Annotated in this window: 13 protein-coding genes and 1 tRNA gene; 8 read left to right on the top strand and 6 right to left on the bottom strand. The window is 70.6% G+C overall.

Going from position 1 to position 15012, the window contains the following annotated elements; genetic code table 11:
- Positions 1 to 890, bottom strand: an 890-nt coding sequence (gene argS, locus CJ226_RS18410) for an arginine--tRNA ligase (protein ID WP_257996499.1), incomplete at its 3' end; no start/stop codon positions are given.
- Positions 891 to 983: 93 nt separating this feature from the next.
- Between argS and CJ226_RS03860 the strand changes: the two genes are divergently transcribed.
- The 5 genes from CJ226_RS03860 to ctaD all read left to right on the top strand — a co-directional run bounded on the left by CJ226_RS03860 (position 984) and on the right by ctaD (position 5299).
- Entirely contained in the window at positions 984 to 1793 is an 810-nt protein-coding gene (locus CJ226_RS03860; protein ID WP_102208423.1) for an SGNH/GDSL hydrolase family protein, read from the top strand.
- 16 nt (positions 1794 to 1809) lie between these two features.
- Positions 1810 to 1882, top strand: a tRNA-Arg gene (locus tag CJ226_RS03855).
- Positions 1883 to 1978: 96 nt separating this feature from the next.
- Positions 1979 to 2152: a hypothetical protein gene (locus CJ226_RS17995; RefSeq protein ID WP_172400128.1), complete on the top strand. Its 174-nt coding sequence runs from the start codon at positions 1979 to 1981 to the stop codon at positions 2150 to 2152.
- A 61-nt stretch (positions 2153 to 2213) separates the two neighbouring features.
- A complete protein-coding gene (nhaA, locus tag CJ226_RS03850) occupies positions 2214 to 3512 on the top strand; it encodes a Na+/H+ antiporter NhaA (RefSeq protein ID WP_062635019.1) in 1299 nt (432 codons plus the stop codon).
- Positions 3513 to 3628: 116 nt separating this feature from the next.
- Complete coding sequence (gene ctaD, locus CJ226_RS03845; RefSeq protein WP_231868214.1) at positions 3629 to 5299, top strand: cytochrome c oxidase subunit I; 1671 nt, start codon at positions 3629 to 3631, stop codon at positions 5297 to 5299.
- Between the two features lie 77 nt (positions 5300 to 5376).
- Here ctaD and CJ226_RS03840 read toward each other — a convergent pair whose 3' ends face one another.
- Positions 5377 to 6474: a glutamate--cysteine ligase gene (locus CJ226_RS03840; protein ID WP_062635023.1), complete on the bottom strand. Its 1098-nt coding sequence runs from the start codon at positions 6472 to 6474 to the stop codon at positions 5377 to 5379.
- 158 nt (positions 6475 to 6632) lie between these two features.
- Here CJ226_RS03840 and CJ226_RS18585 point away from each other — a divergent pair, with 158 nt between their 5' ends.
- The 3 genes from CJ226_RS18585 (at position 6633) to CJ226_RS03825 (ending at position 9905) form a co-directional block, all read left to right on the top strand.
- Entirely contained in the window at positions 6633 to 8093 is a 1461-nt protein-coding gene (locus CJ226_RS18585) for an aminotransferase class I/II-fold pyridoxal phosphate-dependent enzyme (protein ID WP_102208347.1), read from the top strand.
- Between the two features lie 94 nt (positions 8094 to 8187).
- The gene (locus tag CJ226_RS03830; protein ID WP_062635027.1) at positions 8188 to 9336 is read left to right on the top strand and encodes a zinc-dependent alcohol dehydrogenase; all 1149 of its coding nucleotides are present in this window, start codon (positions 8188 to 8190) and stop codon (positions 9334 to 9336) included.
- A 2-nt stretch (positions 9337 to 9338) separates the two neighbouring features.
- Positions 9339 to 9905, top strand: coding sequence for a hypothetical protein (locus tag CJ226_RS03825; protein WP_062635028.1), 567 nt, complete (start codon positions 9339 to 9341; stop codon positions 9903 to 9905).
- 30 nt (positions 9906 to 9935) lie between these two features.
- Here CJ226_RS03825 and CJ226_RS03820 read toward each other — a convergent pair whose 3' ends face one another.
- The 4 genes from CJ226_RS03820 to CJ226_RS03805 all read right to left on the bottom strand — a co-directional run bounded on the left by CJ226_RS03820 (position 9936) and on the right by CJ226_RS03805 (position 14959).
- Positions 9936 to 12143: a heavy metal translocating P-type ATPase gene (locus CJ226_RS03820; RefSeq protein ID WP_062635029.1), complete on the bottom strand. Its 2208-nt coding sequence runs from the start codon at positions 12141 to 12143 to the stop codon at positions 9936 to 9938.
- Between the two features lie 67 nt (positions 12144 to 12210).
- Positions 12211 to 12471 (bottom strand): YHS domain-containing protein, encoded by a 261-nt coding sequence (locus CJ226_RS03815; protein WP_102208346.1) that lies wholly within the window; start codon positions 12469 to 12471, stop codon positions 12211 to 12213.
- A 23-nt stretch (positions 12472 to 12494) separates the two neighbouring features.
- On the bottom strand, positions 12495 to 14750 hold the full coding sequence (locus CJ226_RS03810) for a cation-translocating P-type ATPase (RefSeq protein WP_062635030.1): 2256 nt from the start codon (positions 14748 to 14750) through the stop codon (positions 12495 to 12497).
- The gene (locus CJ226_RS03805) at positions 14750 to 14959 is read right to left on the bottom strand and encodes a heavy-metal-associated domain-containing protein (RefSeq protein ID WP_025103117.1); all 210 of its coding nucleotides are present in this window, start codon (positions 14957 to 14959) and stop codon (positions 14750 to 14752) included. The genes CJ226_RS03810 and CJ226_RS03805 overlap by 1 nt, the downstream gene beginning before the upstream one ends.
- Positions 14960 to 15012: the final 53 nt, after the last annotated feature.

Raw genomic sequence — 15012 nt, 5'->3', positions numbered from 1 at the left:
TCGGTGGTGCGCACCCAGACGGCGCCGTCCTCGTCGAACACGTGGCCCTGCTCGCGCAGACGGTCGACGGCCTGGTCGATCAGGCTGGAACCCGAAGCATCCTTCGCGTGGAGGGTGCGCTCGGAGAACCACACATCGAACGGCACGTTGAAGCGCTCGAGGGAGTGCTTGATCTCGGCGAGCTGGTACTCGTAGCTGAGCTCGCGGGCGACGGCGAGCTGCTCCTCCTCCGGGAGGTCGAGCAGGTCGGGACGGGCCTCGAGGACGCGGCCGGCCAGCGTCGCGATGTACTCGCCCGGGTAGCCGCCCTCCGGCGTGGGCTCCCCCTTCGCCGCAGCCAGCACGGACGCGGCGAAGCGGTCCATCTGCACGCCCGCGTCGTTGATGTAGTACTCGCGCACCGCACGGGCGCCGCTCGCGAGGAGCAGGCGGACGATCGCGTCGCCGAGGGCCGCCCAGCGCGTGTGCGCGATGTGCAGCGGCCCCGTGGGGTTGGCCGAGACGAACTCGACGTTGACGCTCACGCCCTCCTGCGAGGAGTTCGTCCCGTAGGCGGGACCGGCGTCGACGATGACCTTCGCGAGCGCACCGGCGGCCGCCGCGTCGAGGCGGATGTTGAGGAAGCCGGGACCCGCCACCTCCACACTCGCGATGCCGTCCACATCGGCCAGTCCGTCGGCGATCTGCTGAGCGAGTTCCCGCGGGTTCGTGCCGAAGGTCTTGGCCAGGCGCATGGCGATGTTCGAGGCCCAGTCGCCGTGATCGCGGTTGCGCGGGCGCTCCAGCACGATGTCGGCGGCGGAGAGGTCGAACGGCTCGCCCGGACGTCGTTCCTCGGCGATGGGGGCGAGGACGGCGAGGAGGGCGTGGGCGAGCGTTTCAGGATTCATAGATCCCCCAGTTTACGGGGGTGCGCGGGCCCGTTCCGTCGCCCCGTGTCCTGCGGAGTTTGCGATCCGTCCTCGGTGATCTACTCTCACACCATGAACGCCCCCGCCGCTCCTCGTCGACTGCGCATCGCGGGCATCGCCGCGGCCCTCCTCGTCGCCGTCGCCGCGGGCGTTCTCGGGGTCTGGCGGCCCTGGGTTCCGGCGCCGTCATCCCTCCCCGTCGGTGCCGCCGCCGGAGACGAGTCCATCGCGGTGATCGCCCCCGCACCGCTCGTGCTCCCCGACGAGCCGACCGTCCTCGTGTTCGGCGATTCCTGGACCTACGGCTCGGCCGCCTCCGACCCCACGCTCGGCTACGCGTACGTGCTCGCCGACCTCCTGCACGGCACGACCATCGTGGACGGCGTCCGGGGCAGCGGCTACCTCAAGCCCGGCATCGACGGCCCCGCCTTCGGCGACCGCATCGCGGCACTGGACCCGACTCTCGATCCGGATCTCGTCATCATCCAGGGCTCCATCAACGACCGGGCGCAGGGCGTGGCCGGCTACCGCGAGGCCGTGACCGCCGCGTGGGACGCGCTGACGGCTCTCTACCCGGAGGCCGCGATCGTCGTGCTCGGCCCCGCGCCGCACGAGCTTCCGGTCGGCGCGCAGACGGCACGGATCGACCGGGATCTCGCGGCTCTCGCCTCGGCCCGCGGCTGGTGGTACATCTCCCCGATCGAGCGGGACTGGATCACCGAGGACAACTATCTCGCCGTCATCGACGTGGAGGTCGGGCGCAAGCATCCGTCCACCGACGGCCACCGCTACCTCGCCGAGAAGCTCGCCGCAGCGCTCGACGAACTGCGCGCCGCGCCGGTCACGGAGGCCGGTGGGTCGGAGACCACCCCCGACGAGTGATATTGTCGATCGGTACGCCTCCGTAGCTCAGTGGATAGAGCGCCGGTTTCCGGTACCGTAGGTCGCAGGTTCGACTCCTGTCGGGGGCACGTACAGCAAGAGGGATCGTCCAGACGGACGGTCCCTCTTCTCGTGCAACCGGGAGCCCGTCCACGTCCCGCAGCCGAGCCGGGTAGCCTGGATCCGTGCCCTCCCTCCACATCGCCGGTTCGACGCGCGCTCCGCGCCGTCTGTCGTCCGCGACGCCGATGACGGAGTGGATGCGCGTGGTCCTGCACCCCGGCACGAACGGGTGGACGAGCGTCTGGGGCACCCTCTCGCACGGCGAGATCGCGGGCTGCCCGCCGCCACAGGGATAGGCCGCGCCCGGACGGGTGCGGCGCCATCGCGTCACCCATCCAACTGCCGTGAGGTACCCCTGTGTCTTCTTCGTCGTCCCCTGCCCGTTTCCGTCTCGCGCCGCATGAGCTGTGGCGCGGCATCCGCTCCACCGCCCGGAGCGACGTGCTCGGCGGCGGTCTGCTGCTGACCGCCACGCTCGCCGCCCTGATCCTCGCCAACTCCCCCGCCGCCCCCTGGTACGAGGCCGTCAGGGACTTCCGTTTCGGGATCCCGGAGTGGCACCTCGAGCTCAGCGTGGGCGCCTGGGCCGCCGACGGCCTGCTCGCCGTGTTCTTCTTCGTCGTCGGGCTGGAGCTGAAGGAGGAGTTCGTCGCCGGGCGGCTGCGCGATCCGCGCCGTGCCGCGCTTCCGATCGCCGCCGCGGTCGGGGGCGTCATCGTCCCCGCCCTGTTCTTCGTCGCGATCAACGCGACCTCCGGCGCCGAGGTCCTCCGCGGATGGGCGATCCCCACGGCCACGGACATCGCGTTCGCGATCGCGGTGCTCGCCGTCGTGGGCCGCTTCCTGCCGCCGGCACTGCGGGTGTTCCTGCTCACGCTCGCGATCATCGACGACCTGATCGCCATCACGATCATCGCCACCTTCTACACCGAGACCATCAGCTTCCCCTGGCTGATCCTCGCGCTCCTCCCCCTCGCGGGCTTCGCGCTCGCCGTGCAGAACGGCATCCGTTCCTGGTGGATCCTGCTCCCTCTCGCCCTCGCCGTGTGGGCGTTCGTGCATGCATCCGGGGTGCACGCGACGGTCGCGGGGGTGCTGCTCGGCTTCCTGGTCCCGGTGCGTCCGACGGCCCGCGCGCGGGTGCGGACCGGGACGGACGCGGACGGCGCCCCGGTCTACGACGGTCTCGCCGCGCACTTCGCGGATCGCTGGGGCATCGTGGCGACCCTCGTCGCCGTGCCGGTCTTCGCGTTCTTCGCGGCCGGGGTCGAGATCGGCGGCGTGGACGGCCTGGTCTCGGCGCTGACCGACCCCATCACCATCGGGATCATCGCGGGGCTGGTGCTCGGGAAGCCCGTCGGCATCCTGCTCACGACGTTCCTGCTGAGTCGCGTACCGGCCCTGCGCCTCGACGAGACGCTGCGCTGGCCGGATCTCGCCGGCATGTCCCTGCTCGCGGGCATCGGCTTCACGGTCTCGCTGCTGGTGGGTGAGCTCGCGTACGGCAGCAGCAGCGTCGCGGACGACCACGTGAAGATCGGCGTCCTCGTCGGCTCGCTCCTCGCCGCGGTCCTCGGCGGACTCGTGCTCGCCACCCGCAGCCGTCGGGCTCGCCGGGGATCATCCTCCGCTCCGACGAATCTGTCAACCACCTGAGTCTCCCTTCCGGTTCCTCCTACCGTCGGCGCATCCGCCGCGCACGGGGCGCCGCAGAAGTGGAGTTTTCGATGTCGACCGATACCAGACGCGCCGACGCGCGTCGCGCTGCGCTGATGAGCTCGTCACGCGTCGAGCAGAAGGGCAACATCGTCGTCACCTGGATCACCTCCACGGACCACAAGACGATCGGGTATATGTACCTCATCGCCTCGGTGATGTTCTTCCTCCTCGGCGGTGTGATGGCGCTGGTGATCCGTGCCGAGCTGTTCGCTCCGGGGATGCAGATCGTCCCGACCAAGGAGCAGTACAACCAGCTGTTCACGATGCACGGCACGATCATGCTGCTGATGTTCGCGACGCCGCTGTTCGCGGGCTTCGCGAATGCGATCATGCCGCTGCAGATCGGTGCTCCGGACGTCGCCTTCCCGCGTCTGAACGCCTTCTCGTTCTGGCTGTTCCTGTTCGGGTCGACCATCGCGGTCGCCGGCTTCCTCACGCCCCAGGGCTCCGCGTCGTTCGGGTGGACCGCCTACCAACCGCTGGCGAGCGCGACCTTCACACCCGGCGTCGGCGGCAATCTCTGGATGGTGGGCCTGGGCATCTCCGGCTTCGGCACGATCCTCGGCGCGGTGAACTTCATCACGACGATCATCACGATGCGTGCCCCGGGCATGACGATGTGGCGCGTGCCGATCTTCACCTGGAACACCCTGATCACGAGCTTGCTCGTGCTCCTGGCGTTCCCCGTGCTCGCGGCCGCTCTGTTCGCCGCGGCGGCGGACCGGATCCTCGGTGCGCACATCTTCGATCCGCAGAACGGCGGCGTGCTTCTCTGGCAGCACCTCTTCTGGTTCTTCGGCCACCCCGAGGTGTACGTGATCGCGCTGCCGTTCTTCGGCATCGTCTCCGAGGTGTTCCCGGTGTTCAGCCGGAAGCCGATCTTCGGCTACAAGACCCTGGTGTATGCGACGATCGCGATCGCCGCATACTCGGTGGCCGTGTGGGCGCACCACATGTACGTCACCGGCTCCGTGCTCCTGCCGTTCTTCGCGCTCCTCACCATGTTCATCGCCGTGCCGACGGGTGTGAAGATCTTCAACTGGATCGGCACGATGTGGCGAGGGTCGGTCACCTTCGAGACACCCATGGTCTTCGCCCTGGGGTTCCTGGTCACGTTCGTCTTCGGTGGTCTCACCGGTGTGATCCTGGCCTCGCCCCCGCTCGACTTCCCGCTCCACGACAGCTACTTCGTCGTGGCGCACTTCCACTACGTGGTGTTCGGTACGGTCGTGTTCGCGATGTTCGCCGGCTTCTACTTCTGGTGGCCGAAGTGGACGGGTCGCATGCTGAACGAGCGCCTCGGCTACGTGCACTTCTGGATGCTGTTCATCGGCTTCCACATGACCTTCCTCATCCACCACTGGCTGGGCGTCGAAGGGATGCCGCGGCGCTATGCCGACTACGCGGACCAGGACCAGTTCACCTGGCAGAACCAGGTCTCCACGATCGGGGCGATCATCCTCGGCGCCTCGATGCTGCCGTTCTTCCTCAACGTCTGGATCACGGCCCGTAAAGCACCCCGGGTGCTGGTCAACGACCCCTGGGGGTACGGCTCCTCGCTCGAATGGGCGACCTCGTGCCCGCCGCCGCGGCACAACTTCACGTCGATCCCGCGCATCCGCAGCGAGCGCCCGGCGTTCGACCTGAACCATCAGGGAGTGACCGAGGAACCGGTCGCACCGCCGCCGGAGGATCAGCGACGACGGCGGACTGCCCCGTCCTAGACAAGATCGAGGGTTCCCGGTCGTCGCGCCGCGCGGCGGTCCGCAGGAACGCGCGCCCCCGCTGCTGAGCGCGTCGGTCAGGTGAGGACCGGGGCGTCCTCGGCGCGGCGAGCAGCCCCGAGGGCGACGTCGACCAGCCGGCCCCGCCGCGCCAGATCCGCTCGTTGGCGGTCCGCGCCCGTCCCCCGCTCCAGGACGGCCGCGAGCCCGGACTCGACTCGACCGAGGTCTCCGGCAGCGACGAGTGCGGGGCGCACGTGGTCGAGCAGCGCTCGCGCGGCCTCCGCAGCGGAGCAGGGGCGCCCGGTGATCGGGTGGACGAGCTCGCCGCGGACGCCGCTCATCGCCGCCCGCCATCCGGCGAGCCGGAGCAGACGCTCGTCCGTGCTCTGCGCGGGCACACCCCTGCGCCACTCCTCGGCAGCCGTCTCCACGAGCGCACGGCCCAGGGCGGCGAGCGTGACCGCGTCGTCCTGCTCTCGGCAGATGTCGGCGATGCGGATCTCGAGTGTCGGCTGATGCCGGGAGAGCCGGGCGTCGAAGTAGAGCATCCCGGCGTCCAGCAGCGTCCCGGTCGCCAGGGTCTCGCGCTCGTGTTCACGGTACCGCGCGACCGAACCGAAGACGGGATTGGGACCGGCGCAGGGCCAGCGGCTCCAGACGTCGCTGCGATAGCTCGCGTACCCGGTGTCCACGCCGTCCCAGAACGGGGAGTTGCTGCTGAAGGCGAGAAGGATCGGGAGCCACTCGCGCAGGCGATCGAGAGCGCCCACGCCCTCCGCCTCGGAGGCTATCGACACATGCACATGGAAGCCGCACGTGAGAGTCCGTCGCGCCGTCACTCCGTAGCGTCGCGTCATCTCCCGGTACCGCGGCGCCGCCGAGTGGTGCGGCACCACCGGCAGCGGCGACGTCGCCAGCGGTACCGCTCGCGTCCCCCACGCCCGCGCGCTCTCGTCCGCTCGGCGGCGTCCCTCGTCCACGCCTCGCGCGAGCTCGTCGAGAGTGCGGCATACCGGGCCGACCACCTCCAGCATCTCCTGCTGCAGCTCCGCCTCCAGGGCGGGCGCCTCTGCGTGGGTGGCACCGCCAAGGATCCGCGGCGCGGCCGCGACCGGGGCACCGGTCTCCGCATGGACCAGCAGCAGTTCCTCTTCGACACCGATCGTTCTCATAGGGGCATTGAGCCGGGGCCTCGCGAAGGGAAACAGGCTCTTGACAATTCACGCCTGCGGGTCATGCCGCGCCTCCGCCCACGGCCGGGCGTCGAGCACAGCGCCGCGGGAAGCGCAAGGGTCGGGACCGCCTCCCCTCCCCCGGCTACACAGGGCACATGGACCAGAACCGCGCACCGATCCTCGAGGCCATGAACGAGTACCACGAACTGAACCGCTACGGCTACACCCCGCCCGGGCATCGCCAAGGCCGCGGGGTCGATCCGCGCGTCCTCGAGGTGCTGGGCGCGGATGTGTTCCGCAACGACCTGCTCGCGTCGGCGGGACTGGACGATCGGTCCTCGACGAACGGATACCTCTCGGATGCGGAGAACCTCATGGCCGACGCCGTCGGCGCCGACCACGCCTTCTTCTCCACCTGCGGCAGCTCGCTGTCCGTCAAGGCGACCATCCTCGCCGTCACCCGCGGGGAAGGCGAGATCCTCATCGGCAGAGACGCCCACAAGTCCGTCACCGCAGGCCTCGTCCTCTCCGGCCTTCAGCCGCGATGGATCTCCCCCACCTGGGATCCGGAGCTTCACATCGCCCACCCGCCGTCACCGGACGCGGTCGAGAAGATGTGGCAGCGGTACCCCGACGCCTCCGCCGCACTCATCACCAGCCCGACCCCGTACGGCACGTGTGCGGACATCGCGGCCATCGCCGAGGTCTGCCACAAGCGCGGCAAGCCGCTCATCATCGACGAGGCGTGGGGCGCGCACCTGCCCTTCCACGACGACCTGCCGACCTGGGCCATGGACGCCGGGGCGGATGTCTGCGTGGTCAGCGTGCACAAGATGGGCATGGGCCTGGAGCAGGGCTCGATCTACCATCTGCAGGGCGACCTGGTCGACCCCGTCCGCCTGCAGCAGTGCGCCGATGTCCTGGCGACCACGAGCGCCAATGTCCTGCTCTACGCGGCCATGGACGGCTGGCGGCGGCAGATGGTGCAGCACGGCCGGGAGATGATCGGGAGGACCCTCGAGCTCGTCGATGACGCGCGCACGCGGATCGACCGCCTCCCCGGGCTGCACGTCCTCGGCGACGAGCTGGTGCGCGCCGAGGCGTCGCACGACTTCGACCCGATGCACATCCTCATCGATGTCAGCGGTCTCGGCATCAGCGGCTATCAGGCCGCGGACTGGCTGCGCGCGGAAACCCGTCTGGACGTCGGGCTGAACGACCCCACCCGCATCGAGGCGACGTTCTCCCTCGCCGACCGGCCGGAGTCGGCCGACCTGCTGATCGCCGCCCTGACGGCGCTCGGGCAGGCCGCGGATGGCCTGCCCGCGGCTCCGCCCGTACATCGGCCCGCGCCGGGCGATCTCGAGCTGGAGACGGTGATGCGCCCGCGCGACGCGTTCTTCGGTCCCGTCGAGGTGGTGCCGGCCGTCGAGGCGGTCGGACGCATCGCCGCCGAGCAGATAACGCCCTACCCGCCAGGGGTGCCGGCGGTCCTCCCCGGCGAGCGCATCGAGGAGGCAGTGGTCGATTACCTGCGCTCGGGCGCGGAGGCCGGGATGGTGATCCCCGACGCTGCGGATCCGTCGGTCGAGACCATCCGCGTCGTGCGGTCCTGATCCCCTACGCCTCCCTCGCTCATCCGTCAATGCCCTGAGTCATCCTCGAGGCGGTCCCTAGCGTCGGTCACCCCACGCAGAGAAGGAGCACCCGATGAAGGCGATGACCTACCGCGGACCGTACAAGATCCGCGTCGAGGAGAAACCCGATCCGACGATCCAGCACCCCAACGACGCGATCGTGCGGGTCACGAGAGCAGCCGTGTGCGGGTCGGATCTCCATCTCTTCCACGGCATGATGCCCGACACCCGCATCGGGCACACCTTCGGTCATGAGATCGTCGGGGTGGTCGAGGAGGTCGGCTCCTCCGTGGAGACGCTTCGTCCGGGCGACCGGGTGATGGTGCCGTTCAACATCTACTGCGGCTCGTGCTACTTCTGCCGCCGCGGCCTCTTCTCGAACTGCCACAACGTGAACCCCAATGCGACCGCGGTCGGGGGGATCTACGGCTACTCGCACACGACAGGCGGGTACGACGGCGGGCAGGCGGAGCGCGTGCGCGTGCCGTTCGCCGATGTCGGCCCGTCGGTGATCCCGGAGTGGCTCACCTCCGAAGACGCGCTGCTGCTCACGGACGCGTTCTCCACCGGCTACTTCGGCGCGCAGCAGGCCGACATCGCCGAAGGGGACACGGTGGTCGTGTTCGGCGCCGGGCCCGTCGGCCTGGCCGCCGCCCGCTCGGCCTGGTTCCTCGGCGCCGGACGGGTCATCGTCGTCGACCACCTCGACTACCGGCTCGAGAAGGCACGGGACTTCGCCTTCGCCGAGACGATGCACCTCCACGAAGCCGGTGACATCGTGCTCGCGCTGAAGAAGGCGACCGGCTACCTCGGCGCGGACGTCGTGATCGACGCGGTCGGCGCGGAGGCGGACGGCAGTGTCGTCCAGCACGTGACCGCGGCCAAGCTCAAGCTGCAGGGCGGCTCCCCCGTCGCGGTGAACTGGGCCATCGACAGCGTGCGCAAGGGCGGCACCGTGTCGATCCTCGGCGCGTACGGTCCGCTGGTGACCTCGGTGCGCCTAGGCGACATCATCAACAAGGGGCTCACGGTGCGCGGCAACCAGGCTCCCGTGAAGAGGCAGTGGCCGCGGCTGCTCGAACACATCCAGGCGGGGCACATCCGTCCGTCCGAGCTGCTGACGCACCGCTTCCCCCTGGAGCACATCGCGGAGGCCTACCACGTGTTCTCGTCCAAGCTCGACGACTGCATCAAGCCGCTCATCGTCGTCGGAGAGGAATGACCATGCCGTACGAAGGATCTCGACCCATCCCCGCACCGACCCCCGAGGAGCTGCGTGCCCGGATCCCGGGCTGGGGCGCCGACCTCGCCCCCGAGCACCGCCGCACCTGGCAGCAGCTGGAGGATGTCGGCGACACCGGCGCGCATTGGGACCTCCCCGAGCGTCAGGGCCCCGACCGCGGCCGCGAGCGCTCGATCGAGCACGGGATGCTGCCTCCCGTCTGGGGCACCGCCCAGCCGCTGCACGGCCTGTCCGGCGCCATCCGGCGCGTGGCCTACGACCGGTTCAGCGAGACGAAGAACACCCGCTGGATGCTGCTCGTGCTGGGCGACCGCGTCGATGCCGTGACCGCGCACGCCCGCTCCCTGCTCACCCGGCGGCCGGACGACCCCATCACGCAGACCGGCGTCCTCGCGGAACCGCAGCATCGTCCGCTCGCGTCGCGGTTCGGACGCGGCCGCATCGATCTCCGGCACACCTGGCTCGACCCGATCATCGTCGTGGGGCCCTGGGTGCTGACGGCGGTCCTGAGCGTCCGCGCTCTCCGCCGCCTCGGCCGTCGGCGCTGAGCCGGGACCGAGACGGCGGCGTGGTGGCGCTCAGCGCTGCAGGATGTCCGCGGTGACGACCTCCGGACGGAGATCGAGCCGCCGCAGCAACTGCGCATTGAGCGCCACCACGATCGTCGACAGCGACATGAGCACCGCGCCGACCGACATCGGCAGCACGAAGCCGATCGGGGCGAGCACACCCGCCGCGAGCGGGACGGAGAGCAGGTTGTACCCGGCCGCCCACCAGAGGTTCTGCGTCATCTTCCGGTACGAGGCGCGGGAGAGCTCGATCACCGACAGCACCGCACGCGGGTCGTCTCCGGCGAGGATGACCCCGGCGGAGGCGATCGCCACGTCGGTGCCGGCGCCGATCGCCAGGCCGACGTCGGCCTGAGCGAGCGCGGGCGCGTCGTTCACGCCGTCGCCCACCATCGCGACCCTGCGGCCCTCGTGCTGCAGCTCCTGCACCTTCGCGGCCTTGTCCTCCGGCCGGACGCCCGCGAACACGCGGTCGATGCCGAGGTCGGCCGCGACGGTGTGCGCGACGGCCTCCGCGTCGCCGGTGATCATCACGACCTGGACACCGAGCGCGTGCAGGGCGTCGACCGCGTCCCGCGACTCCGGGCGCACCTCGTCCGCGAGCTTGAGCGCCCCGATGACGCGGCCGTCCCGCAGCACATGCAGGATGATCGCGCCGTCCGCACGCCAGCCCTCCGCAGCGGGGAGCTCGTGGGCCCCCTCTTCCGTGAGCAGGTGCGGGCCGCCGACGCGGATCACCGCACCGTCCACCGTCGCGGTCACCCCCACCGCCGGCGAGGACGAGAAGTCGCGGCTCGCCGGCACGCGGAGTTCCTTGTCGCGCGCGGCGCGGACGATGGCCTTCGCCAGCGGATGCTCGCTGTCGGCCTCGGCGGCCGCGGCGAGCGCCAGCACCTCCTCCGCGGTCTCCGCGCCGGCCACCGACACCGCGGACACGACGGGCTCACCCTTGGTCAGCGTGCCGGTCTTGTCGAACAGCACGGTGTCGACCGTGCGCATGCTCTCCAGGGCCAGCCGATCCTTCACGAGCACCCCGCCACGGGCCGCGCGCTCGGTCGCGATCGAGACGACGAGGGGGATGGCCAGGCCCAACGCGTGCGGGCAGGCGATCACGAGGACGGTGATCGTGCGGATGACGGCGTCGTCCGGCAGGCCGACCGCGCTCCACACCACCGCGGTGATCGCGGCAGCACCGAGCGCGAACCAGAACAGCCAGCCGGCTGCCGTGTCGGCCAGACGCTGTGCGCGGGACGAGGAGTTCTGCGCCTCCGTCACGAGCCGCTGGATCCCCGCGAGCGTCGTGTCGTCTCCGGTCGCCGTGATCTCCACGCGCAGCCCCGAGTCGGTGGCGACGGTCCCCGCGGTCACCGCGTCGCCGGTCGCCCGGGTGACGGTGCGGGACTCCCCGGTCACCATGGATTCGTCCATCGAGGCGCGGCCGTCGACGATCCGCCCGTCGGCGGGGATGCTCCCGCCGGGGCGCACCACCACGACATCGCCCACGCGGAGGTCCGACGGGGAGACCCGCACGACCTGATCGCCCTCCACACGCTCCGCCTCGTCCGGCAGCAGCGCGGCCAGCGAGTCGAGGGCGGAGGTGGTCTGCGCCAGCGAGCGCATCTCGATCCAGTGCCCGAGCAGCATGATCACGATGAGGAGAGCGAGCTCCCACCAGAAGTCGAGCTCATGATGCAGCAGGCCGAGGCTCGCTCCCCACGACGCGACGAACGCCACCGTGATCGCGAGCCCGATGAGCAGCATCATGCCGGGCTGCCGGGCACGGATCTCGCTGACGGCGCCGGTGAGGAACGGCTTTCCTCCCCACACGTACATGACCGTCCCGAGGACCGGCGACACCCAGACCAGACCCGGGATGTCGGGAAGCGGGTAGCCCACGATCATCGCGAACATGCCCGAGAGCAGCACGGTGGGCACGGCGAGGACGAGCATGATCCAGAACAGCCGCCGGAACTGGGCGACGTGGTCGCCGTGACCGCCATGGCCGCCGTGACCGCCGTGTCCCGCGTGACCGCCGTGTCCGGCGTGCTCCGCGTGTCCGGCGTGCTCCGCGTGTCCGGCGTGCTCCGTGTGTCCGGTGTGGTCCGTGTGGTCTCCGTGCGCGGCGTGCTCCGCGTGTCCGGTGTGGTCCACGGGCGTCCCGGTCCCCGTTCCCGTGGGGTGACCGTGCGCGGAATGGTCGTGATGCGAGGTGCTCATGTCTTCCCTCCAACGTCGATGATGCCGTGCGGGGCCGGATCTGTCGCGGCCCCGCACGGGTGGGGGCTCAGGCCGCCCTGGTGTACTTCGCGGGATCGGCGTCGAACGCCGGCCCGCAGCCCGCGCAGCAGAAGTAGTAGCGCGTGCCCTCGTGGTCGCGGTACAGCCCCGCGGCCTCGGCCGTGGCGATCACCACCGGTGTTCCGGCCATCACCGGGCATTCGGCCATGCCCTCGGCCGGCACGGCGGGCAGATCGGTGCGTCCTTCGGCGGAGACGCCGCTCTGGCGCGGGACGCTGCAGCAGGATCCTGCGGGGGAATCGGACATGTCGGTACTCCTCTGTCTCTCGTTCACGGGGTGTCCACCGCCCTGCTGCGGAAGGACCGCAGGCGGAGGCTGTTGCCGACGACGAAGACGCTGGAGAACGCCATCGCCGCACCGGCGAGCATGGGGTTGAGCAGGCCGAGCGCTGCGAGCGGGATCGCTGCGACGTTGTAGGCGAAGGCCCAGAACAGGTTGCCCTTGATCGTGCCGAGCGTGCGCCGGGCCAGGCGGATCGCGTCGGCCGCACTGCGCAGGTCGCCGCGGACGAGCGTGATGTCGCTGGCCTCGATCGCCGCGTCGGTCCCGGTCCCCATCGCCAGCCCGAGGTCCGCCTGGGCGAGGGCCGCGGCGTCGTTCACGCCGTCTCCCACCATCGCGACGACCTTGCCCTCTTCCTGGAGCCGGCGCACCACGTCCACCTTGTCCTGGGGCAGCACTTCGGCGAGCACCTCGGTGATCCCCACCTCGCGGGCGATCTGCTCGGCCACCGCGCGGTTGTCTCCCGTGAGCAGGACGGGCGTCAGTCCCAGCGCCCGGAGCTGCGCCACCGCCTCCGCGCTCGTGGCCTTGACCGAGTCGGCGACGACGAGCACCCCGCGGGCACGACCGTCCCAGCCCACCGCGATCGCGGTCTTGCCCTGGGCCTCCGCCTCGGCCTTGACCGCAGCCAGCCCCGCGGACAGGTGCTGCGACCAGTCGGCGAGCAACGAGGCGCGTCCCACGACGACGGCGTGGCCGTCCACGATGCCCTGGACGCCCCTGCCCTCGACGTTCGCGAACTCCTCGACGCTCGGCAGGGTGCCGAGCTCCCGGGTGGCCGCGGCCGCCACGGCCTGCGCGATGGGGTGCTCGGAGGCGTCCTCGAGGGCGCCGGCGAGCCGCAGCAGTTCCTCGCGCTCCACGCCGTCGTCGGTGTGCACCGCCGTCAGCGTCATGCGACCGGAGGTGACGGTGCCCGTCTTGTCGAGCACGACCGTATCGACCTTCCGAGTCGACTCGAGCACCTCGGGGCCCTTGATGAGGATGCCCATCTGGGCGCCGCGACCCGTGCCGACGAGGAGGGCGGTCGGCGTGGCCAGGCCCAGCGCGCAGGGGCAGGCGATGATGAGCACCGCGACCGCGGCGGTGAAGGCGGCGGCGGCAGGGAACCCGGTCGCGAGCCAGGCCACGAGCGTGCCGAGGGCGATCACGATCACGATCGGCACGAAGATCCCGGAGACACGGTCGGCGAGCCGCTGGACTTCGGCCTTCCCGGTCTGCGCCTCCTCCACGAGCCGCGCCATCTGCGCGAGCTGGGTGTCGGCGCCGACGCGGGTCGCGCGGACGACGAGGCGTCCCCCGGCATTCACCGTGGCGCCGGTGACGACATCTCCCTCCCCGACCTCGACGGGCACCGACTCACCGGTCAGCATCGAGGCGTCGACCGCGGACGTGCCGCCGACCACCACCCCGTCGGTGGCGATCTTCTCCCCCGGGCGCACGATGAACTCGTCGCCAACCCGCAGTTCGCTCGTCGGGATCCGGGTCTCGACGCCGTCGCGGAGTACCGCGACCTCCTTCGCGCCGAGCTCCAGCAGCGCGCGGAGCGCCGCACCGGCCTGACGCTTGGAGCGCTTCTCGAAGTAGCGTCCGGCGAGGATGAACGTGGTCACCCCCGCTCCGACCTCGAGGTAGATGTTCCCGGCACCGTCGCTGGGCGCGACGGTGAACTCGAACGGGTGCGTCATGCCGGGCATCCCGGCGGTGCCGAAGAAGAGCGCGTACAGCGACCACAGCAGCGCGGCGATCGTGCCCATCGAGATGAGCGTGTCCATCGTGGCCGCACCGTGCCGGAGGTTGATCCACGCCGCCTTGTGGAACGGCCAGGCCGCCCACACGATCACGGGACCCGCGAGCGCGAGCGACAGCCACTGCCAGTACGTGAACTGGAGCGCCGGGATCATCGCCATCGCGATGACCGGGACGGTGAGCACGACGGAGGCGATCAGCCGCTGCCGCAGCGCCGTGAGCTCCGGATCCGGCTGCTCTCCGTCGGGCTGCGCACCCTCCGGCGCGGGAGGCGCGGGGAGGACGGCGGTGTATCCGGTCTTCTCGACCTCGGCGATGAGCAGGGCGGTGTCGACGCCCGCCGGCACCGTGACGCTCGCCTTCTCGGTCGCGTAGTTCACGGTGGCGGTGACGCCGTCGAGACGATTGAGCTTCTTCTCGATCCGCATCGCGCACGACGCGCAGGTCATGCCGCCGATCTCCAGCTCCACGCTGGTCGCGGACGGGGTGTCCATCAGGACCGGACCGCCTGGTAGCCCGCCTCGTCCACGGCGGCCAGCACGGCCGTGTCGTCGACGGGGGCGGAGCTGCGCACCACGAGTCTCCCGCTCTGCGCGCTGACATCGATACCCTCGACACCGGGGATGCGCGACACCTCGTCGCGGATCGCCATCTCGCAGTGGCCGCACGTCATTCCGGTGACCTGGTACTCGCTCGTGCTCATCATGCTTCCTTTCCACGGGATACCCCCCTGGGGTACTCCTTCGGCACAACCTT

Source organism: Microbacterium sp. UMB0228, from assembly GCF_002871415.1.
GTDB lineage: Bacteria > Actinomycetota > Actinomycetes > Actinomycetales > Microbacteriaceae > Microbacterium.
Note: the sequence above shows the minus strand (reverse complement) of the source record. Positions and strands in the feature narration are given on the sequence as shown.